Below are 24,461 nucleotides of genomic sequence, written 5' to 3' on the forward strand. Positions count from 1 at the left end.
AATTTTATACAGCCATGAGTTAAACAAAACAATCTCGATACCAATCTACTAAATATCAATACTTAAAATCCATAATACTAATTGTATCCCTTATTAGCTTTCTATCTTCAATATTAAGTTAATGCAATTCTTATTTATTTTTAATTAGCATTTATAAATAGTACTTTTGCAAACTATTTACAGTAAATATGAGCTTTTTAAAAGAAATACAAAGAAGAAGAACTTTCGGAATTATATCGCATCCTGATGCCGGTAAAACAACACTTACAGAAAAACTCCTACTTTTTGGAGGAGCTATTCAAGAGGCTGGTGCGGTTAAGAATAATAAAATTAAAAAAGGAGCAACGAGTGATTTTATGGAAATCGAACGTCAAAGAGGAATTTCGGTTTCTACTTCGGTTTTAGCATTTAATTACCAAGACAAAAAAATCAACATTCTCGATACTCCTGGACATAAGGATTTTGCTGAAGACACTTTTAGAACCTTAACTGCTGTAGACAGCGTTATTGTTGTAATTGATGTTGCAAAAGGAGTTGAGGAACAAACAGAGAAATTAGTATCTGTATGTAGAATGAGAAAAATACCTATAATTGTTTTCATCAATAAGATGGACCGTGAAGGAAAAGACGCTTTTGATCTTATGGACGAAGTGGAGCAAAAATTAGGTTTAACTGTTACTCCACTTAGTTTCCCTATTGGAATGGGTTATGATTTTCAAGGAATCTATAATTTATGGGAGCAAAACATTAATTTATTTAGTGGAGACAATCGTAAAAACATAGAAGAAACTATTGCTTTTTCGGATGTTCAAAATCCCGAATTAGAAAAAATAATTGGACAAAAACCTGCTGATACTTTACGCGAAGAATTAGAGTTGATTGATGAAGTTTATCCAAAATTTGATCGTCAAGACTATTTAGACGGAAAATTACAACCTGTATTCTTTGGTTCAGCACTGAATAATTTTGGAGTAAGAGAGCTTTTAGATTGTTTTGTCACCATCGCTCCATCACCTAGACCTAAAGAATCAGAAACAAGGTTAGTGGATCCAACTGAAGAAAAAATGTCTGGATTTGTTTTTAAAATTCATGCGAACATGGATCCTAAACATAGAGACAGATTGGCTTTTATCAAAATTGTATCTGGAACATTTGAAAGAAACAAACCTTACTATCACGTTAGACTTAAAAAGAATTTAAAATTCTCTAGTCCAAACGCTTTTTTTGCTGAAAAGAAAGAAATTGTAGATATTTCCTACCCTGGAGATATTGTAGGATTACACGATACTGGAAATTTTAAAATTGGAGATACTTTAACCGAAGGTGAAATAATGAGTTTCAAAGGAATTCCTAGCTTCTCTCCAGAACACTTTAGATACATAAACAATGCTGACCCTCTTAAAGCAAAACAACTTGATAAAGGTGTCGATCAATTAATGGATGAAGGTGTTGCTCAATTATTTACTCTTGAAATGAACAACAGAAAAATTATTGGAACTGTAGGAGCATTGCAATATGAAGTAATTCAGTACCGTTTAGAGCATGAATATGGTGCTAAATGTACTTATGAAAACTTTCCTGTACATAAGGCTTGCTGGGTTAAACCCAATGACCCAAAGAATGAAGAGTTCAAGGAATTCAAACGTATCAAACAAAAGTTTTTAGCAAAAGACAAATACGGTCAATTAGTATTTCTCGCCGATTCAGACTTTACAATTCAAATGACACAGAATAAATACCCGAGTGTTAAACTATTTTTCACTTCGGAGTTTGAATAGAAAATTATCATAAAAAAAGCGCTAATTTTAAATTAGCGCTTTTTTATATCTGTAAAAAATTAAGTCATTTCTTTATGCTAAAGACGTTTCATAATTGACTGCTTTTTTTAAGAAAGCTTTTAATAATGTACGATTTGGAGCAATTCCTGAAGTCATTATTTGTTTTTTAGTATTAATACCTTCAGTTGAAATTGTGGTGTTGGGTTTTTGTTTCGAACCCATGAACCACAAAACAAATTCCATATTTGTGTTTGCTTTATTATTTTCTGCTTTTATCTCATTTATAACAGTGATTTCATTTTCACTAGAAAAATTTTCATTTTTTACTGATGATTGACTAAAAACTGAGAAACTTGATAAAAAAATCAAAACAAAAGTTAAAATAGTAAGAGTACTTTTAGCTTTGTTTTGTTTAGAAAAATTGGTCATATTAAAATTTGTTTTTTGATAGAGATAAATTCATAACTCTAATTCTAGTACAAAAGTACAGCAGGAATATCCTTCTCAAAAATATTTCCGATGAACAACATTAATACTCGTTTAGCTACCAAAGAAAACTGTAACAATGCACATTTATAAGCTTTTAAGTCTAAAAACCCCCTTTTAACAAGACAGTAATAGACTTACCAATACTATATAATATCCAAAAAATCACATTACAACTAAATCCATTTTTTGTTATGTTAATGATTATTGGTGCTCTACTCCGCTTGAACATACAGTAGAATTGTTTGTATTGATATAAAAAAAGGCTCCAAAAAAATGGAGCCTTTAATATAAACTATGCTTGTCCAGCAGGACCAAAGTTAAGAGGAATTGGAGGTTGTTCAGTATCTTTAATTTCGCCATGAGCGATTTCAAAACGGTGAATATTTTCTCCTATTGCCTTCAACAATCTTTTAGCATGTTGTGGCGTCAAGACAATTCTTGATTTTACTTTAGCCTTTGGAATACCAGGCATGATACTTACAAAATCTAGAACAAATTCTGACGAAGAATGATTTATAATTGCCAAATTAGAGTAAATCCCTTCAGCAGTTTTCTCATCTAATTCTATATTAATTTGATCTTGTTGGTCTTTCATATGTTGAATTTCATTGTTATTTATCGGTGGTATGCAATTTGCGGATTTTCATTAGTTTTAACAACCAAATCCCATTTTGCTCTTGCTTACCTTCAATTAAAAGTAAATCTATTTTAAACTAAAATAGAAAGACTACACGAGGTAATCTTTCTATCTTTTAGCTTAAAACATATTATTTATTAATAAATATATTCTTCTTTGTTTGCCATCATGTCATTGTAATCTTCTTTAGAACCTACAATAGCATTATCATATTCTCTCATACCAGTTCCTGCAGGAATTCTATGTCCTACAATTACATTTTCTTTCAATCCTTCTAAGTAGTCAATCTTACCTGCAACAGCAGCCTCGTTTAACACTTTAGTAGTCTCTTGGAAAGAAGCCGCAGAGATAAATGATTTTGTTTGTAGCGATGCTCTAGTAATACCTTGTAAAACAGGAGTACCAGTTGCAGTGATTACATCACGAGCTACAACAATATTTTGATCGTTACGTTTCAATAATGAATTTTCATCACGTAATTCACGTGGAGAAACAATTTGACCTTCTTTAAGGTTGCTTGAATCACCAGCATCTTCAATTACTTTCATACCATATAATTTATCATTTTGAACGATAAAATCTTTAGTATGAATCAATTGATCTTCTAAGAACAATGTATCTCCTGGATCTTGAACTCTAACTTTACGCATCATTTGACGTATAACTACCTCAAAGTGCTTGTCGTTAATTTTCACCCCTTGAAGACGGTATACTTCTTGAATTTCATTAACCAAGTACTGTTGAACAGCAGCTGGTCCTTTAATTCTTAAAATGTCCTCAGGAGTAATAGCTCCATCTGATAAAGGCACACCAGCTCTTACAAAGTCATTTTCTTGAACAAGAATTTGACTTGAAAGTTTAACTAGGTACTTTCTGATATCTCCAAATTTAGATTCAATTACAATCTCACGGTTACCTCTTTTGATTTTTCCAAAAGAAACAACACCATCAATTTCTGAAACTACAGCTGGATTAGAAGGATTACGCGCTTCTAAAAGCTCAGTAATTCTAGGTAAACCTCCAGTAATATCTCCTGATTTAGAAGAACGACGAGGAATTTTTACTAATACTTTACCTGCTTTAATTTTCTCACCATTTTCAACCATTAAGTGGGCTCCAACTGGTAAGTTGTAAGAACGAATCAACTCATCATCTTTACCATAAACTAATAAAGTTGGAATTAATTTTTTAGCTCTTGCTTCAGAGATTACTTTTTCCTGGAAACCTGTTTGCTCATCAATTTCTACCATGAACGATTGTCCTTGCTCTAAATCTTCGTAAGCAATTTTTCCTGTAAACTCAGAAACAATAACTCCATTATATGGATCCCATTTACAAATCACGTCACCTTTTGCAGCTGACTGACCGTCTTTTACAAAAATACTTGATCCGTAAGGAATGTTATGCGTATTTAATACAATACCAGTTTTTTCATCAACTAATTTTAATTCAGTTGAACGTGAAACAACAATATCTACTGCATTACCATCATTATCTTCTCCTTTAACAGTTTTTAAATCTTCGATTTCTAGTTTACCATTAAATTTAGTAACAATACTAGACTCTTCAGAAATACCACCCGCAACCCCTCCAACGTGGAAAGTACGTAATGTTAACTGTGTACCAGGTTCTCCAATAGATTGTGCTGCAATTACACCAACTGCTTCACCTCTTTGTGTCATTTTACCTGTAGCTAAGTTACGACCGTAACATTTAGCACAAATACCTTTTGGCGCTTCACAAACAAGAGGAGAACGAACTTCCACTTTCTCGATAGGAGAAGCTTCAATAATTTTCATTATCGCCTCAGTAATTTGTTGTCCAGATTGGATTAACACTTCATTAGTTAAAGGATTAATTACGTCTTGTAATGCAACACGTCCTAAAATTCTTTCTCCTAATGACTCAACAATTTCTTCATTCTTTTTCAATGCTGATACTTCAACACCTCTTAATGTTCCACAGTCTTCAATGTTAACAATAACATCTTGAGAAACATCATGCAATCTTCTTGTTAAATATCCTGCATCCGCCGTTTTCAAGGCAGTATCCGCAAGACCTTTACGCGCACCGTGAGTAGAAATGAAATACTCAAGAATTGAAAGACCTTCCTTAAAGTTAGAAAGAATTGGATTCTCAATAATCTCTCCACCACCAGCAGTCGATTTCTTAGGCTTAGCCATCAATCCACGCATACCAGTTAACTGACGAATTTGCTCCTTAGAACCCCTCGCCCCAGAGTCAAGCATCATATACACCGAGTTGAAACCTTGTTGGTCTTCTCTAATGTTTTTCATTGCTAACTCAGTTAATTGCGCATTTGCAGAAGTCCATACATCAATAACTTGGTTATAACGTTCGTTATTTGTAATAAGACCCATGTTGTAATTTGCAGAGATACCTTCAACTTGCTCTCTAGCATCTGCAATTAATTTTGGTTTTTGATCTGGAATTCTAATATCACCTAATGAGAATGACAATCCACCTCTAAAGGCAAATTTGTACCCCATATCTTTCATATTATCCAAGAAGGCAGCCGTTTCCGGTACACTTGTTGAATTCAATACGTGACCGATAATATCTCTAAGGTTTTTCTTAGTTAATACATCATTGATATATCCAGCTGCTTCTGGTACTACTTCATTAAATAATACACGTCCAGCAGTAGTTTCAATAATTTTGTACACTAATTCTCCAGCATCATTAAAATCTTTTGCTCTAATTTTCACTCTAGCATTCAATTCTAATCTTCCTTCGTTTAATGCAATATTTGTTTCTTCTGCAGAATAAAAAACTAGATCTTGACCTAAAATTTTCTTTTCTGGAGTAGACAATCTCTCTTTGGTCATATAATATAGACCCAAAACCATATCCTGAGATGGTACCGTAATTGGAGCTCCATTTGCAGGGTTTAAGATATTGTGTGAAGCCAACATTAATAATTGTGCTTCAAGAATAGCTTCTGGTCCTAATGGTAAGTGAACTGCCATTTGATCCCCATCAAAATCCGCATTAAATGCCGTACAAACTAAAGGGTGCAATTGGATTGCTTTTCCTTCAATTAATTTTGGTTGGAATGCTTGAATACCAAGTCTGTGCAAAGTAGGGGCTCTATTCAGTAATATAGGGTGACCTTTAATTACGTTTTCAAGTATATCCCAAACTACAGGTTCTTTCTTGTCTATTATTTTCTTAGCTGATTTTACCGTTTTTACAATTCCTCTTTCGATCAATTTACGGATCACAAAAGGCTTGTATAATTCGGCTGCCATATCTTTAGGGATACCACATTCGAACAATTTCAATTCAGGTCCAACAACAATTACCGAACGAGCAGAGTAATCCACACGTTTTCCAAGTAAGTTTTGACGGAAACGTCCTTGCTTACCTTTAAGGGAATCAGATAATGATTTTAATGGTCTGTTTGATTCTGTTTTAACAGCAGATGCTTTTCTTGTATTATCAAATAATGAATCTACAGATTCTTGCAACATACGTTTCTCGTTTCTTAAGATAACTTCTGGAGCTTTGATCTCCATTAATCTTTTCAAACGGTTGTTACGGATGATTACTCGACGGTATAAATCATTTAAATCTGAAGTTGCAAAACGACCTCCATCAAGTGGCACAAGCGGACGTAATTCTGGTGGGATAACAGGAACCACTTTCATAATCATCCATTCCGGACGGTTTTCACGGTTCAAGTTAGATTCACGGAAAGATTCAACTACTTGTAATCTTTTTAAAGCTTCCGTTTTACGTTGTTTAGACGTTTCGTTATTAGCACTATGTCTTAATTGGTAAGATAACTCATCAAGATCAATACGTGCTAATAAGTCCATAATACATTCTGCTCCCATTTTGGCAACAAATTTATTTGGATCAAAATCATCAAGATATTGATTATCTGCTGGAAGAGTATCTAAAATATTCAAGTACTCTTCTTCAGTTAAGAAATCAAGTCTTTTAACAGATTCACCTTCAGCATTTTTAGCGATACCTGCTTGAATTACTACATATCTCTCGTAGTAAATGATCATATCTAATTTCTTAGATGGAAGACCAAGGATATAACCAATTTTATTAGGAAGAGAACGGAAATACCAGATGTGAGCAATTGGCACAACAAGGTTGATGTGACCTACTCTATCTCTACGTACTTTTTTCTCAGTAACTTCTACACCACAACGGTCACAGATGATCCCTTTGTAACGTATTCTTTTATATTTCCCACAAGCACATTCGAAATCCTTTACAGGTCCAAATATTCTTTCACAAAAAAGACCGTCACGCTCTGGCTTGTGCGTACGGTAGTTAATTGTTTCTGGTTTTAAAACCTCACCTCTTGACTCTTTCAAGATAGATTCAGGAGAAGCAAGTCCTATTGAGATTTTACTAAATCTTTTTATAGGATTCTTATCTTTATTATTGTTGTTATTTCTATTATTCATCATAGTTTTTACTACTGATTTAATTGCAATTAAAAAATTGATTTTGGCACATATATAGATTACTATACTTCTACCTCCCTCGGATTACTTCTCTAAACTTTAAACTTTTATTAAAGTGCTAATTATAAAAAATTAAATTTTATATAAAAAATCGGAACGGTTTACGGGTCTAAATCTAAAAAACTCTTATAAATGAGTAATCAGCCCCGAAAAAAATCGGGACTGACAACTACAAACTTTTATTTATTCTTCTAATCTAATATCTAATCCAAGACCTTTCAATTCATGCATCAATACATTGAATGATTCAGGTAATCCTGGTTCTGGCATAGATTCTCCTTTTACGATAGCTTCGTAAGTTTTAGCTCTACCAATAACATCATCAGACTTCACAGTCAAGATTTCTCTAAGTGTACTTGATGCTCCATAAGCCTCAAGTGCCCAAACTTCCATCTCTCCAAAACGTTGTCCACCAAATTGCGCTTTACCACCAAGTGGTTGTTGCGTAATTAATGAGTATGGCCCTATTGAACGTGCGTGCATCTTATCATCAACCATGTGTCCTAATTTTAACATATAGATCACACCAACAGTTGCCGCTTGATGGAAACGCTCTCCAGTACCACCATCATAAAGGTGTGTATGTCCAAAACGTGGTATTCCAGCTTCATCAGTTAATTCATTGATTTGATCAAGAGAAGCACCATCAAAAATTGGAGTAGCAAATTTTCTACCCAAGTTCATTCCAGCCCATCCTAATACCGTCTCATAAATTTGACCAATGTTCATACGTGAAGGTACCCCAAGTGGGTTCAACACAATATCAACTGGTGTTCCGTCTTCAAGGAAAGGCATATCTTCATGACGAACAATACGAGCAACAATACCTTTGTTACCGTGACGTCCCGCCATTTTATCCCCTACTTTTAACTTACGTTTCTTAGCGATATAAACTTTTGCTAATTTTAAAATCCCTGCTGGTAATTCGTCTCCAACAGTAATTGTAAATTTCTCTCTACGTAAAGAACCTTGTAGGTCATTCAACTTAATTTTATAGTTATGAATTAATTCATTCACCATTTTATTAGTTGCATCATCAGCTACCCATTGTCCTTTGCTTAAGTGAGCAAAATCCTCTACAGCATAAAGCATTTTTTGAGTGTATTTTTTACCTTTTGGTAAAACCTCTTCACCCAAATCATTCATTACCCCTTGAGATGTTTTTCCGTTAACGATCAAGAAAAGTTTTTCTACTAATTTGTCTTTTAATTCAACAAATTTAGTTTCAAACTCCATTTCTAAAGCACCTAAAGCATCTTTATCTTGTGTACGTTTGCGTTTATCTTTTACCGCTCTCGCGAATAATTTTTTGTCAAGAACTACACCATGTAAAGAAGGAGAAGCTTTTAATGAAGCATCTTTCACATCACCTGCTTTATCCCCGAAGATTGCACGAAGCAATTTCTCTTCAGGAGTAGGATCTGATTCTCCTTTAGGAGTAATTTTTCCGATAAGAATGTCACCAGGTTTAACCTCGGCACCAATTCTAATCATTCCGTTTTCATCTAAGTCTTTAGTAGCCTCTTCAGAAACGTTAGGAATATCATTCGTTAACTCTTCATTACCTAATTTCGTATCTCTTACTTCTAATGAGTAATCATCTACGTGAATTGAAGTAAAGATGTCATCACGAACCACTTTTTCAGAAATCACAATCGCATCCTCAAAGTTGTACCCTTTCCATGGCATAAACGCTACTTTTAGATTACGACCTAAAGCAAGTTCACCATTTTGGGTAGCATATCCTTCTGATAATACTTGACCAAGAATAACTCTATCCCCTTTTCTTACGATAGGTTTCAAGTTAATACTTGTTCCTTGATTGGTTTTTCTAAATTTAATTAGATTATATGTTTTATCATCCGATTCAAAACTAACCATTCTTTCTTCTTCAGAACGATCGTATTTAATAGTAATGATATTTGCATCTACATATTCAACAGTTCCATCTCCTTCAGCATTAATTAATACTCTAGAGTCAGAAGCAACTTGACGCTCTAATCCAGTTCCAACGATAGGTGCTTCAGGACGAATTAATGGTACGGCCTGACGCATCATGTTAGACCCCATCAACGCTCTATTCGCATCATCATGTTCCAAGAAAGGAATTAAAGATGCAGAAATTGAAGCAATTTGATTTGGAGCAACATCAGCATAATCAACTTTTGTAGGGTCAATTACTGGAAAATCACCTTCTTGACGTGCAATTACGTTTTCAGCAAGAATTTTTCCAGAATCATCCATCTCAATATTTGCTTGAGAGATCAACATTCCTTCTTCTTCTTCTGCACTTAAGTAAATTGGAGTAGCCTCTAAATCTACAACTCCATTAGTTACTTTACGGTAAGGAGTCTCAATGAATCCCATTCCGTTCACTTTAGCATAAACTCCAAGAGATGAAATCAAACCAATGTTTGGTCCCTCTGGAGTTTCAATAGGACATAAACGTCCGTAGTGCGTATAGTGAACATCACGAACTTCAAATCCAGCTCTTTCTCTCGAAAGTCCACCTGGTCCTAGGGCAGATAATCTTCTCTTGTGCGTAATCTCAGCTAATGGATTCGTTTGATCCATAAATTGAGACAATTGGTTGGTACCAAAGAAAGAGTTGATAACTGATGATAATGTTTTAGCATTGATCAAATCAATTGGTGTAAACACCTCGTTATCTCTAACGTTCATTCTCTCACGAATAGTTCTCGCCATACGTGCTAAACCAACACCAAATTGTTGTGACAATTGTTCTCCAACTGTTCTAACACGACGGTTTGATAAGTGATCAATATCATCAATATCTGCTTTCGCATTAATCAACTCAATTAAATACTTCACGATAGTTATGATATCTTCTTTGGTAAGCACTTGCTTTTCCATTGGGATATCCAACTGTAACTTTTTGTTCATTCTATAACGACCTACTTCACCTAAGTTATAACGTTGGTCAGAAAAGAACAATTTATCAATAATACCACGAGCAGTTTCTTCATCAGGCGGTTCTGCGTTACGCAATTGTCTGTAGATATGCTCAACAGCTTCTTTTTCAGAGTTTGTTGGATCTTTTTGTAACGTATTATGAATGATGGCATAATCAGCTTGATTAGCATCTTCTTTATGTAACAAAATAGATTTAACGTTAGAATCAATGATTTCTTCTACATTATCTTTGTCGATAATAGTATCTCTATCAAGGATTATTTCGTTACGTTCGATAGAAACTACTTCACCAGTATCTTCATCTACGAAATCTTCGTGCCATGTATTTAATACACGAGCAGCCAATTTTCTACCGATATATTTTTTAAGTCCTGTTTTAGAAACTTTAATTTCTTCAGCAAGGTCAAAAATTTCAAGGATATCCTTATCTCTTTCAAAACCAATTGCACGGAATAAAGTAGTAACAGGTAACTTTTTCTTTCTATCAATGTAAGCGTACATTACGCTATTGATATCTGTAGAAAATTCAATCCAAGAACCTTTAAAAGGAATTACTCTGGCAGAATATAATTTTGTTCCATTAGCATGAAAAGATTGACCAAAGAAAACTCCTGGAGATCTATGTAGCTGAGAAACGACAACGCGCTCTGCTCCATTGATTACAAAAGTACCACTTGGCGTCATGTAAGGAATTGTACCAAGATATACATCTTGAACAATTGTTTCAAAATCTTCGTGTTCTGGATCTGTACAATATAGTTTTAACCTTGCTTTTAAAGGTACACTATGAGTTAGTCCTCTTTCTATACACTCTTGAATTGTATAGCGTGGTGGATCTACAAAATAGTCAAGGAATTCCAATACAAAGTTATTTCTTGTATCTGTAATTGGAAAATTCTCCATGAAGGTATTATAAAGTCCTTCATTGCCTCTTTCGTCAGATTTAGTTTCTAATTGAAAAAAATCTTGAAAAGATTTAACCTGAACATCTAGAAAATCTGGATATGCAGGAATATTTTTAGTAGAGGCAAAATTCAATCTTTCGGTCTGATTTGTAATCATCAATGGACAAAATTTTGATTATAAAAGTAATTTTTTTGTATAAATATTATTTAATTTATACCTGAATTTTACAACCATTACATCTTTAAAAACCAATTTAAGATAACTACTTTCTTATTATCTGTCAATTTTTTTTCCTCGTAATAGGTAAAATAACTTCGATTTGAAAAGTTATTATGTAGCGATACAATATAGACTTTTGTTATACGAAAAAATGGTTTAGGTCTTTGGGCGATTAAACCCAAGACCTAAACCTTATTCTTTAAACTAAGTTTAACTATTTAAGTTCAACTACAGCTCCAGCTTCTTCTAATGATTTTTTAAGACCTTCAGCCTCTTCTTTAGAAACACCTTCTTTAACATTTGATGGTGCGCTATCCACTACATCTTTAGCTTCTTTCAAACCTAAACCTGTAAGTTCTTTTACCATTTTCACAACTGCTAATTTAGAAGCACCAGCTTCTTTTAATACAACTGTAAATTCAGTTTGAGCCTCTTCAGCAGCTTCTCCACCACCTGCAGAAACTACTACAGCTGCAGCAGCTGGTTCGATTCCGTACTCATCTTTTAATATTGTTGCTAATTCGTTAACTTCTTTAACAGTTAAGTTAACTAATTGTTCTGCGAATTGTTTCAAATCTGCCATTTTTTCTATCGTTTAAAATGATTTGTAAAATATATTTTGTTTATTGTGCGCGTTGTTAGTAACAACATTTGAGCAAAGCTCGTATGTTATTATGCTTCTTCAGTTTCAGCTTGCTCTTCTCCAGCAAACTTGTTTTGAAGTGCAGCGATAATTCTTTGAGCTGGAGATTGAAGTAATCCAATAAGTTCTCCAAGAAGCTCTTCTTTAGATTTGATAGTAGATAACATATCTAACTGATCGTCTCCAATGTAAATTTCAGAATTAACATAAGCTCCTTTTAAAACTGGCTTATCTGATTTTTTACGAAAATCTTTGATAATTTTTCCTGGTGCATTTGCAACATCAGAAATAAAGATCGCACTATTTCCTGTTAAAACTGCAGGTAATTCACCATATTCATTTTCAGAAACTTCCATTGCTTTTACAAGCAAAGTATTTTTAACCACTTCTAATTTAATTCCAGCTTTATAACAAGCTCTTCTTAATTTTGAAGTTGTATCTGCATTCAGTCCAGATATATCTGCTACGTAAAGAATATTTGTACCAGCTAACTGTGCAGTTAAATTTTCAATCGCGATTGATTTTTCTTCTCTAGTCATACTAAAAATTATTAACTACCAATTATACTGCTTTTGGGTCTAATGCAATAGCAGGACTCATTGTACTTGTAAGGTAGATACTTTTAATGTATACTCCTTTAGCAGCAGTTGGTTTAAGTTTGATTAATGTTTGAATAATTTCGTGTGCATTGTCAAAAATTTGCTCAGCTCCAAAAGAAACTTTACCAATTCCTGCATGTACGATACCAGTTTTATCAACTTTGAAATCGATTTTACCAGCTTTAACCTCTGCAACAGCTTTTGCAACATCCATAGTTACAGTCCCTGTTTTAGGGTTAGGCATTAAACCTCTAGGTCCTAAAATACGACCTAATGGACCTAATTTACCCATAACAGAAGGCATCGTGATAATTACATCAACATCTGTCCAACCGTCTTTAATTTTTTGTAAATATTCGTCAAGACCTACATAGTCTGCTCCTGCCTCTTTAGCTTCCGCTTCTTTATCTGGAGTAACCAATGCTAATACTTTAACGTCTTTACCAGTACCGTGAGGTAATGTAACTACACCTCTTACCATTTGATTCGCTTTTCTTGGATCTACACCCAAACGTACTGCGATATCAACAGACTCATCAAATTTTGCAGAAGAAACTTCTTTTATTAATGCCGCAGCATCTTTTAAAGAATAAAATTTGTTCTTGTCAATTTTTGAATTAGCCTCTTTTTGCTTTTTTGTCAATTTTGCCATGTCTTTCTCTTAATTAAAAAGGAGCGTCTCCTGATACAGTTATACCCATAGATCTAGCTGTTCCAGCAACCATACTCATTGCAGCTTCCGTTGTGAAAGCATTTAAGTCAGGCATTTTGTCTTCAGCAATAGCTCTAATTTGTTCCCAAGTAACACTAGCTACTTTTTTACGATTAGGCTCACCAGAACCAGATTTAAGCTTCGCAGCTTCCAATAGCTGAACGGCTGCAGGAGGAGTTTTAATAACAAAATCAAATGATTTGTCTTTATACACAGTAATTTGTACTGGGCATATTTTGCCGGGTTTATCTTGTGTTCTAGCATTGAATTGCTTACAGAACTCCATGATGTTTACCCCAGCAGCTCCTAAAGCAGGTCCAACCGGTGGCGATGGATTCGCAGCACCTCCCTTAACTTGTAGTTTAACTACTTTACTAATTTCTTTAGCCATTTTTTTAAAATTTTACATTACAATCATTGGAAGCGATTGCAATGTTATTATAGGTAATGTAACAAATATTATACTTTTTCAACTTGCATAAAGCTTAATTCCAATGGTGTTTTTCTTCCGAAAATTTTAACCATAACTTCAAGTTTACGCTTTTCATCATTAATTTTTTCAACCGTACCGTTAAAACCATTAAAAGGTCCATCAATGACCTTAATTGTTTCTCCTAAGTTAAAAGGTATTGCGTGATTATCTGTATTAACAGCAAGTTCATCTACTTTACCTAGCATTCTATTCACTTCTGAAAGCCTAAGAGGAACAGGTTCCCCTCCTTTAGTCTCTCCTAAAAAACCAATAACACTTGTTATTGATTTAATGATATGAGGAACTTCCCCAACTAAATTAGCTTCCATCATTACATAACCAGGAAAATAAACTTTTTCCTTGATTAATTTTTTTCCGTCTTTAACAGAAACTACTTTTTCCGTAGGTACTAAAACTTGAGAAACATAGTCTTCCATCCCTAATCTAGAGATTTCAGTTTCTATATAAGCTTTCACTTTATTCTCTTGCCCACTTACCGCACGAACGACGTACCATTTTTTTACATTATTATCTGTCATCACAAAAATTAAGCTTTTACCCAAGTGAAAAATTTAGCTAATACTCCTGCAAAAAACTCATCTACACCCCAAGTTGACAGGGCAAATAATACTGAAAAAATAGCAACAATAATTGTTAGACGTTGCACCTCAGCCCACTCTGGCCAAGTCACATTTGACTTTAATTCCTCAAATGATTCTGTAATGTAATTAACTATTTTCGCCATTTTAGATATATTTTTTTTTGCACGGGCGGAGGGATTCGAACCCCCATCAACGGTTTTGGAGACCGCTATTCTACCCTTGAACTACGCCCGTATAAAAACCAGCAACCAACTCTTAAGCGGTTACTGGTTTAAAAATTATTTTATAGAATTATGCAATTTCAGTTACCTGACCTGCACCTACTGTTCTACCACCCTCACGGATTGCAAAACGTAAACCTACGTTTAATGCGATTGGGCTTAATAATTTAACATCAATTGTTAAGTTATCCCCAGGCATAACCATCTCTACACCTTCTGGTAAAGTAATAATACCAGTTACATCAGTTGTACGTACATAAAACTGTGGACGGTAATTATTATGGAATGGAGTATGACGTCCACCTTCTTCTTTTTTCAAGATATAAACCTCAGCTTTGAAAGTATCGTGTGGTTTAACAGAACCTGGCTTACAGATTACCATTCCTCTTTTGATGTCTTCTTTTTGAATACCTCTTAAAAGAATACCTACGTTATCTCCAGCTTCACCTCTATCAAGGATTTTACGGAACATCTCAACTCCAGTTACAGTAGAAGTTAATTTCTCAGCTCCCATACCAATGATTTCAACTGCATCTCCAGTATTAGCAACTCCAGTTTCGATACGACCTGTAGCAACAGTTCCACGACCTGTAATTGAGAATACATCTTCAACAGGCATTAAGAAAGGTTTCTCAACATCTCTTACTGGCTCTTCGATCCATGCATCAACAGCATCCATTAATTCAAGAATTTTAGGAACCCATGCAGCGTCATTATTCAATCCACCTAAAGCAGAACCTTGAACAACAGGACCATTATCTCCATCATATTCATAGAAAGACAATAAGTCTCTAATTTCCATTTCAACTAATTCAAGTAATTCCTCATCATCAACCATATCCACTTTATTCATGAATACAACAATTCTAGGAATACCTACCTGACGTCCTAAAAGGATATGCTCACGTGTTTGTGGCATAGGTCCATCTGTAGCAGCTACAACAAGGATAGCTCCATCCATTTGTGCAGCACCTGTAACCATGTTCTTTACGTAATCCGCGTGACCTGGACAGTCAACGTGAGCGTAATGACGATTAGCAGTTTCATATTCAACGTGAGATGTATTAATTGTAATACCTCTTTCTTTTTCTTCAGGAGCATTATCAATTTGATCAAATGATTTTGCTTGACAGTAACCTGCATCAGATAACACTTTAGTTATTGCAGCAGTTAATGTAGTTTTTCCGTGATCTACGTGTCCGATCGTACCTATATTTAAATGTGGTTTCGAACGGTTAAAGGTTTCTTTTGCCATTTTACTTCGTTTTTAATCTTTTTATTAATATTTATTAGTGTTCAAAATATACTTTGTTGAGCCAATGTCGGGAATTGAACCCGAGACCTCTTCCTTACCAAGGAAGCACTCTACCCCTGAGCTACACCGGCAGAGCCCTTTAACTAGACCTAAAATCTAATTTTGTGGGGAGAGCAGGATTCGAACCTGCGAAGTTTACACAGCAGATTTACAGTCTGCCCTCGTTGGCCGCTTGAGTATCTCCCCTCACTTTTTTATCTTAAATACTGCATTTAGCCAAATACAATACAATCACTATTTAGAGCCGGCGGAGGGACTCGAACCCACGACCTGCTGATTACAAATCAGCTGCTCTAGCCAACTGAGCTACGCTGGCAGTATTGTTAAAAAAGCCCGCTATTTCTAACGGACTGCAAATGTATAGATTTTATCTCTGAAACAAAACATTTTTTTAAAAAATTTTCATTTTAAATATGAGCTCTTATCTTTTCTTTCCTTTTTACCAGCATTCTCTCCAATGATTCCGCCGAAACCTCCACTGCTTCCTCAAAAGATTTACATTGTTTTTTAACAACAAAATCATCTCCAAGAACATTCATTTTAATCTCAACAATCTTATTTTCCTTATCACTGGTATTTTCAACTTTTAAATAAACATCCGAAGAAACAACCTTGTCATAATACTTCTCCAATTTATCCATTCTCTCTTGAATAAAACCCACCAACTTTGCATCTACTGCAAAATTAACCGCATGAACACTTACCTTCATAATCAATTTGTTTTATAGTTAAACCTCCCCATCAATAAATCACTATTCACTCCTTGGATGCGCCTCATTATACACCTTTTTCAATTCTAACAAACTGCTGTGCGTATAAATTTGAGTCGAAGCCAAACTAGAGTGACCTAATAATTCTTTAACAGAATTCAAATCAGCGCCGTTATTTAATAAATGAGTCGCAAATGTATGTCGCAAAACATGCGGACTCGTCTTCACCTTTTCTGACACCCTACTAAAGTAAGAATTAATTAAACGATACACAAAAGAATCACTCAACTTTAATCCTTTTTTAGACAAAAAAAAAGAATCCTCATCACCAATTAATTCTAAATGAGAACGTTCTTCAATATACCTTGAAAATTGACCCATTACAACTGGCAAAATAGGCAAAATGCGTTCTTTATTTCGTTTTCCCAGCACTTTAATAGTACTATTTGATAAATCAACATTTGCATAACGCAAACCAATCAATTCAGCCCGTCTCATACCTGTAGCATAAAATAAATCCACAATCAACTTATTTCTTACTATCTCAAAACTACCCGAGCCTATCTCGACATTCAAAGCATTAACAATTTCTTTTTCAGAAAAAGGGATTTGCAAAATTTTATTTGTTTTTAAAGCCTTGTGCTTTACTAAAGGAGAAACTGTAATTTGTTTACTTTTAAGAAGAAAACGATAAAAAGCTTTTAAAGAGGCAATCTTTCTATTTACTGAAGTATTCGACAAACCCCCATCAACCAGAAGCACAATCCAAGATCTAATTTGACCATAAGCCACACCCGCAATGTCATCATCATCAAATTCAGCAGTATTAAACACTTGAAATTCTAAAACATCACCACAATACGCTTTAACCGTATGCTGTGAATATTTTTTCTCTTTTTGTAAATAATCCTGAAAAGCTGCAATATTAGAATTCATAATAAATAAAAAAACCGTTAGCATCAAAGTTATAAAACTTTAATGACTAACGGTAATTATCATGTAAAAAGAGCTACTTAGTTTTCTAAGTTGTCTTTCATGTTTTGAATATAAGCTGCTTTTTGAACTTTAATTCTATTTTTTACAGAAGGCTTAATAAAAGCAGTACGTGCTCTTAACTGACGAACAGTTCCTGTTTTATCAAATTTTCTTTTATAGCGCTTTAATGCTCTATCGATATTTTCTCCGTCTTTAATTGGTATAATTAACATAATTTTGACACCCCCTTTCGTTAAGTGTGCAAAAGTAAACATTATTTTGGGTTAAAGACTATAAATCACCATTTATTTTGGGTGTGCCGGCAAAAACAACATTAGACTTCACAACAACTTCCGTTTGCCGTCAGGCTATTCGCTGCAATCTTTTACTCCGCAGGGCTCCATAAAAGGATTTCCACTACTATCCTTCACACAAAAAAAGAGTCAATAACTAAATTGACTCTTTTCTACTATTTTCAATAAAACATTACTTCACCGCCGGCTTGTAATTCTTATTATCTATAATCATTTTTGATAATATCTCTTTAAGTATTTCTGAAGTTCCTCCACCTATTGGCCCTAGACGACTATCTCTTAACAAACGCGCCAAAGGATACTCTTCCATATAACCATAACCACCTAGCATTTGCAAGCAACTGTAGATTGTTTCATCAGCTACTTTTGTAGACTTTAACTTAGCCATAGTTGCCTCCTTAACCACATACTCTCCTTTATTTAATCGCGCTACAGCAGCATAATTAAACACTTTACAATGTTCAACATCTGTCGCATGTTCTACCAATGTGTGTCTTAAAGCTTGAAATTTATCAATTGTTTTACCAAAAGCCTCTCGTTGCGACATGTACTCAATTGTATACTCAATTGCATATTCAGCTCTTGCATGACCGTTTATAGCCATAATCAAACGCTCTAAAGCAAAATGTTGCATGATATAAGGAAAACCTTTTCCTTCCTCACCCATTAAATTTGCAATAGGAATCTCAACGTTATCAAATGCAATCTCAGCAGTATCTGATGCTCTCCAACCTAATTTATCTAACTTAGTTGCAGAAATTCCGCTTGTATTTTTATCTACTAAAAAGATGCTTATTCCTTTATTACCCAGTTCAATATTGGTTTTGGCAGCGACAACATAATAATCAGCATAAACACCATTAGTTATAAACGTCTTAGAACCATTAATCACATATTTATCTCCATTTTTAATAGCAGTAGTACGCATACCCGCAACATCACTACCTCCAAAAGGTTCCGTTATACACAAAGCACCTATTTTATCACCGGATATACTTGGCGCTAAATATTCTTGTTTGATTCTTTCATCCCCTTCAGCATTTAAATGCGTCATTGCTAAATAAGAGTGCGCCCACATTGCAGCTGCAAAACCAGAAGACTTAATTTTTTGAAGTTCTTCTAAAAAAATAACAGTGTAAAATAAATCTAGATTCATTCCACCATAAACTTCTGGATAATTTATTCCAAAAAAGCCCATTTCACCAAACTTTTTCCAAATAAAACGCTCTATCGTTCCCGTTTTTTCCCATTTTTCAATATGAGGCACCACTTCTTTTTGCAAAAAATCTTGCAAACTCTTCCTGAATAATTGGTGCTCTTCTGTGAAATAAATTGATCCCATATAACTAAAGTTTTTTTAACAAATTAAGTAATTGAAATCGAAAGCAAATGCTTTGTGTTTCAAATTTAAGTTTTTTTTAAGTTATGTTAAAGGACCGTACTTTAAAGAAAAAAGCAATCTCCAAAACAATTATCCTGAAGATTATTTAAAAATAAAAAAGCCCTTATTTACAAACTTCTAATCAAAGTCCAAATATAAGGCAATTATTTTTGCTTTATCAACAGGAAAACCCTTAATTTTTATTAAATCCTCAATATTAACAAAATCACCATTCATACTTCGATACGTTATAATACTAGTAGCTTGCTTATAATTAAAATAGGGGAATCTCGAAATCTCCTTTAAAGATGCATTGTTTATATCTAATTTATTCAAATTAGGTGTGGCTCCTATTTTAAAATTATCTTTCAATCCTTGCACCGCTTCTGGAGAAAGTCCCCAAACATCCTCAATTTGATCCATCGAAACAAAACTACCTAAAGTGGCTTTATATTTTAATATTCTTTCTGAAAAAGCAGCCCCCACCCCATACACTTTTACCAAATCTTCTTGAGTAGCACTATTAATATCAATTTGCACCTTTTCTTTTTTGGCGAAAGCCTTAGTACTATAATCAACATACTTAGTTGTGCTTTTTTTATTTGTAACCCAATCAGGAAATTTAAAATTGGATGACATTGTTTGCAACAATGAGTCTGAGACTTTAGTCACTGATTGAAATTCAGCAGCCGAATTAACATATTTATTCTTTTTTCTAAAATCATGCAGTCTATCTATTTCAGCAATTGACATTCCGAGTTTGTAGCCTTTATAATCACTTATAAAATTTGGGTTATAAGGATACACTTTATAAGCTAAACTATCTTTTTGAATTTTTAATGAATCAATTCCCTGCTGAAGGGAAAGCCACTGTTGTTCTTCGGGATCATTTTCTTTCTGCGAATCAAAATCAACAAAAAAATAAATTATTTGAGAAGTTATAATAATACCGAATAACAATAAAACAGCTTTACTCTGTTCTTTTGAATATTTAAAATGGTTTCTGATTTTTTTAAAGTTCATTTATAAAGCTTAGTAATTTAACCATAATTAAGCACTAACAGTATCAATTATAGTCATTTAAGAATATTTCAAACACAACGTTTTTATAGTAAAAAACAGCAATTTACAAAAACAAAAATTAACAACACTACAGACAAACACTTAATAAACAAACAAATCCTCAATTAGCAAGAGTAGAATATTAGGTATTCTGAATTAAAACCATATATATCTGCTGATTTTATTTTAAACTTATATTGAAATATTGTTTTTATATTTTATAAAAAATAATACATTTGGGCACTAATAACAATAAACCTAAAAATATATGTCAATTTGGAAAACAAAACCACTTTCGGTTTTATTAAATGAGGCGTCTGACGATGAGAAAGGTCTAAAGAGGACTTTATCTGCACGCTCATTAGTCGCACTTGGTGTTGGAGCTATTATTGGTGCTGGATTATTTTCTTTAACAGGAATAGCAGCCGCAGATAATGCAGGACCAGCAGTAACCTTATCTTTCATATTAGCAGCCTTTGGTTGCGCCTTTGCAGGACTATGTTACGCTGAATTTGCTTCTATGATTCCAGTTGCAGGTAGTGCTTACACCTACTCTTATGCCACAATGGGAGAGTTTGTAGCATGGATTATTGGATGGGATTTAGTTCTAGAATATGCCCTTGGAGCTGCTACCGTGGCGGTGAGTTGGTCACAATATGTCGACAAATTCTTAGCCAATTACGGCCTCCATATTCCGCAAGAAATACTACATGGACCATGGGACAGTAGCCCTGGATTTATCAATTTACCAGCCATACTTATAATTTTTGCACTATCACTTTTATTAATTAGAGGTACAAAAGAATCTGCTTTACTAAATAATATTTTAGTTATTTTGAAAGTAACTGTTGTTATTGTGTTCATCGCTTTAGGCTGGGGATTCATAGATGGCGCTAACCACACCCCATTTATCCCTGTAAATGAAGGAGAAGCACTTTTAAGCTCAGGTAAAATGACATTCTTAAACTTCTTTAGCAGCGACTACTTTGGTCATTATGGATGGAGTGGTATCTTAAGAGGTGCAGGAGTTGTTTTCTTTGCATTTATTGGTTTTGACGCTGTATCTACAGCTGCACAAGAAGCAAAAGACCCACAAAAAGGAATGCCAATAGGTATCTTAGGATCTTTAATTATATGTACAATTTTATACGTTCTTTTTGCTTTTGTATTAACAGGTTTAGAAAATTACTTAAACTTTAAGGGTGATGCTAGTCCAGTTACTACCGCATTTGCTAAAACAGGATATACTTTCTTAAATTCTGCGCTTACAATCGCTATTATTGCAGGATATACATCAGTAATGTTAGTAATGTTAATGGGACAAAGTAGGGTATTCTACAGTATGAGTGTTGATGGTTTATTACCTAAATTTTTTAGTACACTGCATGCAAAAAACAGAACACCATATAAAACAAACTTACTTTTCATGATTTTTGTAAGTGTATTTGCTGGTTTTGTTCCAGTATCAGACTTAGGCCATATGGTAAGTATTGGTACATTATTCGCATTTGCTCTTGTATGTATTGGAGTTATTGTAATGAGAAAAACAAATCCAGATGCAGAAAGAGGTTTTAGAGTACCTTTTGTACCCGTTTTCCCTATCATAGGTGTTATCATTTGCCTAATTTTAATGGCTGGATTACCTATTGTAAGTTGGGAAAGACTTGCAATTTGGATGGTTATTGGTGTGGTGATTTATTTCATATACGGAAAGAAAAACAGTATATTAAATAACCCGGACAAAAAATAACAGTTCATACTAAACATAAAAAGGGATTATAAAGTACCAACTTTATAATCCCTTTTTCTATTTAAAGCGTATTTACAAATCAAATACTGAGGTTCTTTTTGCACGAATTAAATCTTTTAACTTAAGCCAAAAAGCTATTGTTAAATACACTCCAAACCACAATCCCGCAGTTACAAAAGAAATATAAATAAAAAACAAACGCACACTCGTCACACGCATACCCAATTTATCGGCTAAACGCGAAGATACATGGAAGCCATATTTTTCAAAAAAATACTTTATTTTTATTACTCTTGCTATTTTTTCAGGCATATCTAGTATAGATGAAATTAATTGCCATCAAAAGTACATTATTATTTTAGTTAAATCATAATATTCACGAAGATGCTCCTTTTAATAAATAAGTCCCTATCACACAATCTAAGCATTTACTTTTAGCACAATACTCATTTTTTAATTGCAATAAAGATTGTGAATCAAAAGCACTATTTGACTTAATCCCGAAGGATGAAAACTTATCAATAATAGCATTCTTTTCGGGTGCTACTTCGTGCATTAAGCGAATAATTTCTTCTGATGGGTTTTGCCCTTGACTTTTGGCGTAAGCAAATTGTAATGGAATTATCGTATTAATAACGATTAAATCAATAAATGACTTTGAAACCTTTTTATGCTTAAAGCTACTCTCCTTATCAAATAAATAATGCGTTTTCCAATAGGTAGATACAGTTAATTTAAAGGCATCGTAGATGGAATCCAATTTAGTTAAACCAATAATTTTTGAGAACAAATTATGTTGTTCTCCATATAAATTAGCAAATTGAGACAATCGAATAGTAGGGAAATTATCTGGTCTGTGTTTAAAAAATTGAACAGGCTCAAATACTGGTGCTTCTAATTGGTATTTGTGAAGTAAATAATAGTAGCGGAATTTCAAATCTTTAAAATAAACATCTTCTTTATCAGTTTCCAATAAATTAGCGAAACCAAACAATAAAGCTTCTAGATTTTCAGTTTCAAAGCCTTCTTTCCTGATAATACTAAATGGAATCGCTTGTGCTATTTCGTTAAAAATAGCCCCATTAGTATTCAGCCCAAAATTCTTAGCCAACATACAAAACAAGACCGCCTCCCAATCATTATTTGTTTTTAAGAGCAAGTCATCTATAGGTTGTGATTTTCGCTCTAAGCGCTCAAAAAAGAGTCTTTCTTGCCAGTTATTTATAGTAAAAGATGGAACATCCCTCAAATCCCTTTCGCAAAAAATCCAAGACTTGGGAGTTATTAAAGCTTGATAATTAGCAATTGTCTCTTTGTCAACATAGCTTTTCAGTTCTAAAACAGGAATTATTGAATTATCCTTTCTAAATATCTCGGCATCGTGTTCCCATACAACATGCAAAATAACGTTATCATAATTAGCATCACGTTCATGATTGTGAACATACCAGTCAGATGACTTAAGGTGAATCTCAACATTACCAGCCCATTTTTGACTTCCCACTGTTATTTGAGCATTAAAAAAATCAGGCCCCGCTAACTCTAAGTATTGGCCAACATTAGCAATAATTATTGGTTCTTTGCTCACCGAAAACAAATTTAAGGTATCAAATTTTTTAAATTTCCAGAGGTAATGTAAAAAGGCTTCTTTCATAATACAAACAATAGCTAAACCACTAAAGTAATGAAAATAAACACCTTAACCAATTTTGTGTTTATCGTAGCAAATATAATTTGGCGCAAGCCCTAGCATCCGAAAGTGCTTCGTGGTGATTCAAGGCAATATTCATTGCATTACAACAATCACTAAGCTTAGTTGGCTTCAGACCTTTGGCCTTATAAATTTTCACTGTGCACTCCCATTTACTAGCAATATTCAAGCTTTCATAATCTAAATTATAAAGCGCCATTGATTTGCTCAATACATTTCTATCAAAACTTTCGTTGTGTGCTACAACAACTCGGTTTTGAAGACGTTTTTGAATTTCAGGGTAAACTTGCGAAAATGTTTTTGCATTAACAGTGTCTCGAGGGTAAATACCGTGGACCTGGATAGTATAAGGAGAGTAGAGATTATTAGGTGGCTTAATTAAACTCACAAACTCATCTATAATCACACCATTTTCTACAGTAACAATCCCTACTGAGCAAGGATGGTGCGCAATGGCAGTTTCAAAATCTATTGCAACAAAAGTCATATATTAACTTAATTAAAGTGATTTAGACAACCG

21 protein-coding genes and 4 tRNA genes are annotated in these 24,461 nt (G+C 33.9%); 2 read left to right on the forward strand and 23 right to left on the reverse strand.

Going from position 1 to position 24,461, the window contains the following annotated elements:
- Positions 1-188 precede the first annotated feature (188 nt).
- Positions 189-1,778 carry a peptide chain release factor 3 gene (locus tag HNP99_RS00075; RefSeq protein WP_173850141.1) on the forward strand — a complete coding sequence of 530 codons (1,590 nt, stop codon included), beginning with the start codon at positions 189-191 and terminating at the stop codon, positions 1,776-1,778.
- Between the two features lie 72 nt (positions 1,779-1,850).
- Here the strand turns inward: HNP99_RS00075 and HNP99_RS00080 are convergent, their stop codons facing one another.
- From HNP99_RS00080 to HNP99_RS00175, 20 genes are all read right to left on the reverse strand, one after another.
- Complete coding sequence (locus HNP99_RS00080; protein ID WP_173850142.1) at positions 1,851-2,207, reverse strand: hypothetical protein; 357 nt, start codon at positions 2,205-2,207, stop codon at positions 1,851-1,853.
- A 352-nt stretch (positions 2,208-2,559) separates the two neighbouring features.
- The gene (locus HNP99_RS00085) at positions 2,560-2,862 is read right to left on the reverse strand and encodes a DUF3467 domain-containing protein (RefSeq protein WP_173850143.1); all 303 of its coding nucleotides are present in this window, start codon (positions 2,860-2,862) and stop codon (positions 2,560-2,562) included.
- 179 nt (positions 2,863-3,041) lie between these two features.
- Positions 3,042-7,358, reverse strand: a complete 4,317-nt coding sequence (gene rpoC / locus HNP99_RS00090) for a DNA-directed RNA polymerase subunit beta' (RefSeq protein WP_173850144.1) — start codon at positions 7,356-7,358, stop codon at positions 3,042-3,044.
- Between the two features lie 240 nt (positions 7,359-7,598).
- A complete protein-coding gene (gene rpoB / locus HNP99_RS00095) occupies positions 7,599-11,411 on the reverse strand; it encodes a DNA-directed RNA polymerase subunit beta (RefSeq protein WP_173850145.1) in 3,813 nt (1,270 codons plus the stop codon).
- Between the two features lie 277 nt (positions 11,412-11,688).
- Positions 11,689-12,057: a 50S ribosomal protein L7/L12 gene (gene rplL / locus HNP99_RS00100; protein ID WP_026708579.1), complete on the reverse strand. Its 369-nt coding sequence runs from the start codon at positions 12,055-12,057 to the stop codon at positions 11,689-11,691.
- Positions 12,058-12,146: 89 nt separating this feature from the next.
- Positions 12,147-12,656 carry a 50S ribosomal protein L10 gene (gene rplJ / locus HNP99_RS00105; RefSeq protein ID WP_173850146.1) on the reverse strand — a complete coding sequence of 170 codons (510 nt, stop codon included), beginning with the start codon at positions 12,654-12,656 and terminating at the stop codon, positions 12,147-12,149.
- Between the two features lie 22 nt (positions 12,657-12,678).
- On the reverse strand, positions 12,679-13,368 hold the full coding sequence (gene rplA / locus HNP99_RS00110) for a 50S ribosomal protein L1 (protein ID WP_173850147.1): 690 nt from the start codon (positions 13,366-13,368) through the stop codon (positions 12,679-12,681).
- A gap of 13 nt (positions 13,369-13,381) precedes the next feature.
- Entirely contained in the window at positions 13,382-13,819 is a 438-nt protein-coding gene (gene rplK, locus HNP99_RS00115) for a 50S ribosomal protein L11 (RefSeq protein WP_173850148.1), read from the reverse strand.
- Positions 13,820-13,887: 68 nt separating this feature from the next.
- Complete coding sequence (nusG, locus tag HNP99_RS00120) at positions 13,888-14,439, reverse strand: transcription termination/antitermination protein NusG (RefSeq protein ID WP_173850994.1); 552 nt, start codon at positions 14,437-14,439, stop codon at positions 13,888-13,890.
- An 8-nt stretch (positions 14,440-14,447) separates the two neighbouring features.
- Entirely contained in the window at positions 14,448-14,645 is a 198-nt protein-coding gene (gene secE / locus HNP99_RS00125) for a preprotein translocase subunit SecE (RefSeq protein ID WP_173850149.1), read from the reverse strand.
- 20 nt (positions 14,646-14,665) lie between these two features.
- Positions 14,666-14,736, reverse strand: a tRNA-Trp gene (locus tag HNP99_RS00130).
- 57 nt (positions 14,737-14,793) lie between these two features.
- The gene (gene tuf, locus HNP99_RS00135) at positions 14,794-15,978 is read right to left on the reverse strand and encodes an elongation factor Tu (protein ID WP_173850150.1); all 1,185 of its coding nucleotides are present in this window, start codon (positions 15,976-15,978) and stop codon (positions 14,794-14,796) included.
- A 59-nt stretch (positions 15,979-16,037) separates the two neighbouring features.
- Positions 16,038-16,109 (reverse strand) — tRNA-Thr (locus HNP99_RS00140).
- A 34-nt stretch (positions 16,110-16,143) separates the two neighbouring features.
- A tRNA-Tyr gene (locus tag HNP99_RS00145) sits at positions 16,144-16,224 on the reverse strand.
- Positions 16,225-16,280: 56 nt separating this feature from the next.
- Positions 16,281-16,354: transfer RNA gene (locus tag HNP99_RS00150), tRNA-Thr, on the reverse strand.
- A gap of 91 nt (positions 16,355-16,445) precedes the next feature.
- The gene (gene hpf / locus HNP99_RS00155) at positions 16,446-16,748 is read right to left on the reverse strand and encodes a ribosome hibernation-promoting factor, HPF/YfiA family (RefSeq protein WP_173850151.1); all 303 of its coding nucleotides are present in this window, start codon (positions 16,746-16,748) and stop codon (positions 16,446-16,448) included.
- A 42-nt stretch (positions 16,749-16,790) separates the two neighbouring features.
- The gene (locus HNP99_RS00160) at positions 16,791-17,684 is read right to left on the reverse strand and encodes a tyrosine-type recombinase/integrase (protein WP_173850152.1); all 894 of its coding nucleotides are present in this window, start codon (positions 17,682-17,684) and stop codon (positions 16,791-16,793) included.
- Positions 17,685-17,761: 77 nt separating this feature from the next.
- Positions 17,762-17,956 (reverse strand): 30S ribosomal protein S21, encoded by a 195-nt coding sequence (gene rpsU, locus HNP99_RS00165; RefSeq protein ID WP_007137807.1) that lies wholly within the window; start codon positions 17,954-17,956, stop codon positions 17,762-17,764.
- Between the two features lie 253 nt (positions 17,957-18,209).
- Entirely contained in the window at positions 18,210-19,379 is a 1,170-nt protein-coding gene (locus tag HNP99_RS00170; RefSeq protein WP_173850153.1) for an acyl-CoA dehydrogenase family protein, read from the reverse strand.
- A 177-nt stretch (positions 19,380-19,556) separates the two neighbouring features.
- Positions 19,557-20,441 (reverse strand): ComEA family DNA-binding protein, encoded by an 885-nt coding sequence (locus tag HNP99_RS00175; RefSeq protein WP_173850154.1) that lies wholly within the window; start codon positions 20,439-20,441, stop codon positions 19,557-19,559.
- 307 nt (positions 20,442-20,748) lie between these two features.
- Here HNP99_RS00175 and HNP99_RS00180 point away from each other — a divergent pair, with 307 nt between their 5' ends.
- A complete protein-coding gene (locus tag HNP99_RS00180; protein ID WP_173850155.1) occupies positions 20,749-22,230 on the forward strand; it encodes an amino acid permease in 1,482 nt (493 codons plus the stop codon).
- A 72-nt stretch (positions 22,231-22,302) separates the two neighbouring features.
- Here the strand turns inward: HNP99_RS00180 and HNP99_RS00185 are convergent, their stop codons facing one another.
- From HNP99_RS00185 to HNP99_RS00195, 3 genes are all read right to left on the reverse strand, one after another.
- Positions 22,303-22,542 (reverse strand): PspC domain-containing protein, encoded by a 240-nt coding sequence (locus HNP99_RS00185; protein WP_217424373.1) that lies wholly within the window; start codon positions 22,540-22,542, stop codon positions 22,303-22,305.
- A 64-nt stretch (positions 22,543-22,606) separates the two neighbouring features.
- Entirely contained in the window at positions 22,607-23,884 is a 1,278-nt protein-coding gene (locus tag HNP99_RS00190; protein ID WP_173850156.1) for a DUF2851 family protein, read from the reverse strand.
- 61 nt (positions 23,885-23,945) lie between these two features.
- Entirely contained in the window at positions 23,946-24,428 is a 483-nt protein-coding gene (locus HNP99_RS00195; RefSeq protein WP_173850157.1) for a 3'-5' exonuclease, read from the reverse strand.
- Between the last annotated feature and the right edge of the window lie 33 nt (positions 24,429-24,461).

It is taken from the genome of Flavobacterium gelidicaeli (assembly GCF_013294005.1).
Lineage (GTDB): Bacteria > Bacteroidota > Bacteroidia > Flavobacteriales > Flavobacteriaceae > Flavobacterium.

What these genes read in the sequence shown, in the direction of transcription:
- rplJ (WP_173850146.1), bottom strand. Translation starts at nt 12,656, where the DNA reads ATGACTAGAGAAGAAAAATCAATCGCGATTGAAAATTTAACTGCACAG.
- HNP99_RS00075 (WP_173850141.1), top strand. Translation starts at nt 189, where the DNA reads ATGAGCTTTTTAAAAGAAATACAAAGAAGAAGAACTTTCGGAATTATA.
- HNP99_RS00185 (WP_217424373.1), bottom strand. Translation starts at nt 22,542, where the DNA reads ATGCCTGAAAAAATAGCAAGAGTAATAAAAATAAAGTATTTTTTTGAA.
- rpsU (WP_007137807.1), bottom strand. Translation starts at nt 17,956, where the DNA reads ATGTTAATTATACCAATTAAAGACGGAGAAAATATCGATAGAGCATTA.
- rplA (WP_173850147.1), bottom strand. Translation starts at nt 13,368, where the DNA reads ATGGCAAAATTGACAAAAAAGCAAAAAGAGGCTAATTCAAAAATTGAC.
- HNP99_RS00160 (WP_173850152.1), bottom strand. Translation starts at nt 17,684, where the DNA reads ATGAATTCTAATATTGCAGCTTTTCAGGATTATTTACAAAAAGAGAAA.
- HNP99_RS00195 (WP_173850157.1), bottom strand. Translation starts at nt 24,428, where the DNA reads ATGACTTTTGTTGCAATAGATTTTGAAACTGCCATTGCGCACCATCCT.
- HNP99_RS00190 (WP_173850156.1), bottom strand. Translation starts at nt 23,884, where the DNA reads ATGAAAGAAGCCTTTTTACATTACCTCTGGAAATTTAAAAAATTTGAT.
- tuf (WP_173850150.1), bottom strand. Translation starts at nt 15,978, where the DNA reads ATGGCAAAAGAAACCTTTAACCGTTCGAAACCACATTTAAATATAGGT.
- rplK (WP_173850148.1), bottom strand. Translation starts at nt 13,819, where the DNA reads ATGGCTAAAGAAATTAGTAAAGTAGTTAAACTACAAGTTAAGGGAGGT.
- rpoC (WP_173850144.1), bottom strand. Translation starts at nt 7,358, where the DNA reads ATGATGAATAATAGAAATAACAACAATAATAAAGATAAGAATCCTATA.
- HNP99_RS00080 (WP_173850142.1), bottom strand. Translation starts at nt 2,207, where the DNA reads ATGACCAATTTTTCTAAACAAAACAAAGCTAAAAGTACTCTTACTATT.
- HNP99_RS00085 (WP_173850143.1), bottom strand. Translation starts at nt 2,862, where the DNA reads ATGAAAGACCAACAAGATCAAATTAATATAGAATTAGATGAGAAAACT.
- secE (WP_173850149.1), bottom strand. Translation starts at nt 14,645, where the DNA reads ATGGCGAAAATAGTTAATTACATTACAGAATCATTTGAGGAATTAAAG.
- HNP99_RS00170 (WP_173850153.1), bottom strand. Translation starts at nt 19,379, where the DNA reads ATGGGATCAATTTATTTCACAGAAGAGCACCAATTATTCAGGAAGAGT.
- HNP99_RS00180 (WP_173850155.1), top strand. Translation starts at nt 20,749, where the DNA reads ATGTCAATTTGGAAAACAAAACCACTTTCGGTTTTATTAAATGAGGCG.
- nusG (WP_173850994.1), bottom strand. Translation starts at nt 14,439, where the DNA reads ATGACAGATAATAATGTAAAAAAATGGTACGTCGTTCGTGCGGTAAGT.
- hpf (WP_173850151.1), bottom strand. Translation starts at nt 16,748, where the DNA reads ATGAAGGTAAGTGTTCATGCGGTTAATTTTGCAGTAGATGCAAAGTTG.
- rplL (WP_026708579.1), bottom strand. Translation starts at nt 12,057, where the DNA reads ATGGCAGATTTGAAACAATTCGCAGAACAATTAGTTAACTTAACTGTT.
- rpoB (WP_173850145.1), bottom strand. Translation starts at nt 11,411, where the DNA reads ATGATTACAAATCAGACCGAAAGATTGAATTTTGCCTCTACTAAAAAT.
- HNP99_RS00175 (WP_173850154.1), bottom strand. Translation starts at nt 20,441, where the DNA reads ATGAACTTTAAAAAAATCAGAAACCATTTTAAATATTCAAAAGAACAG.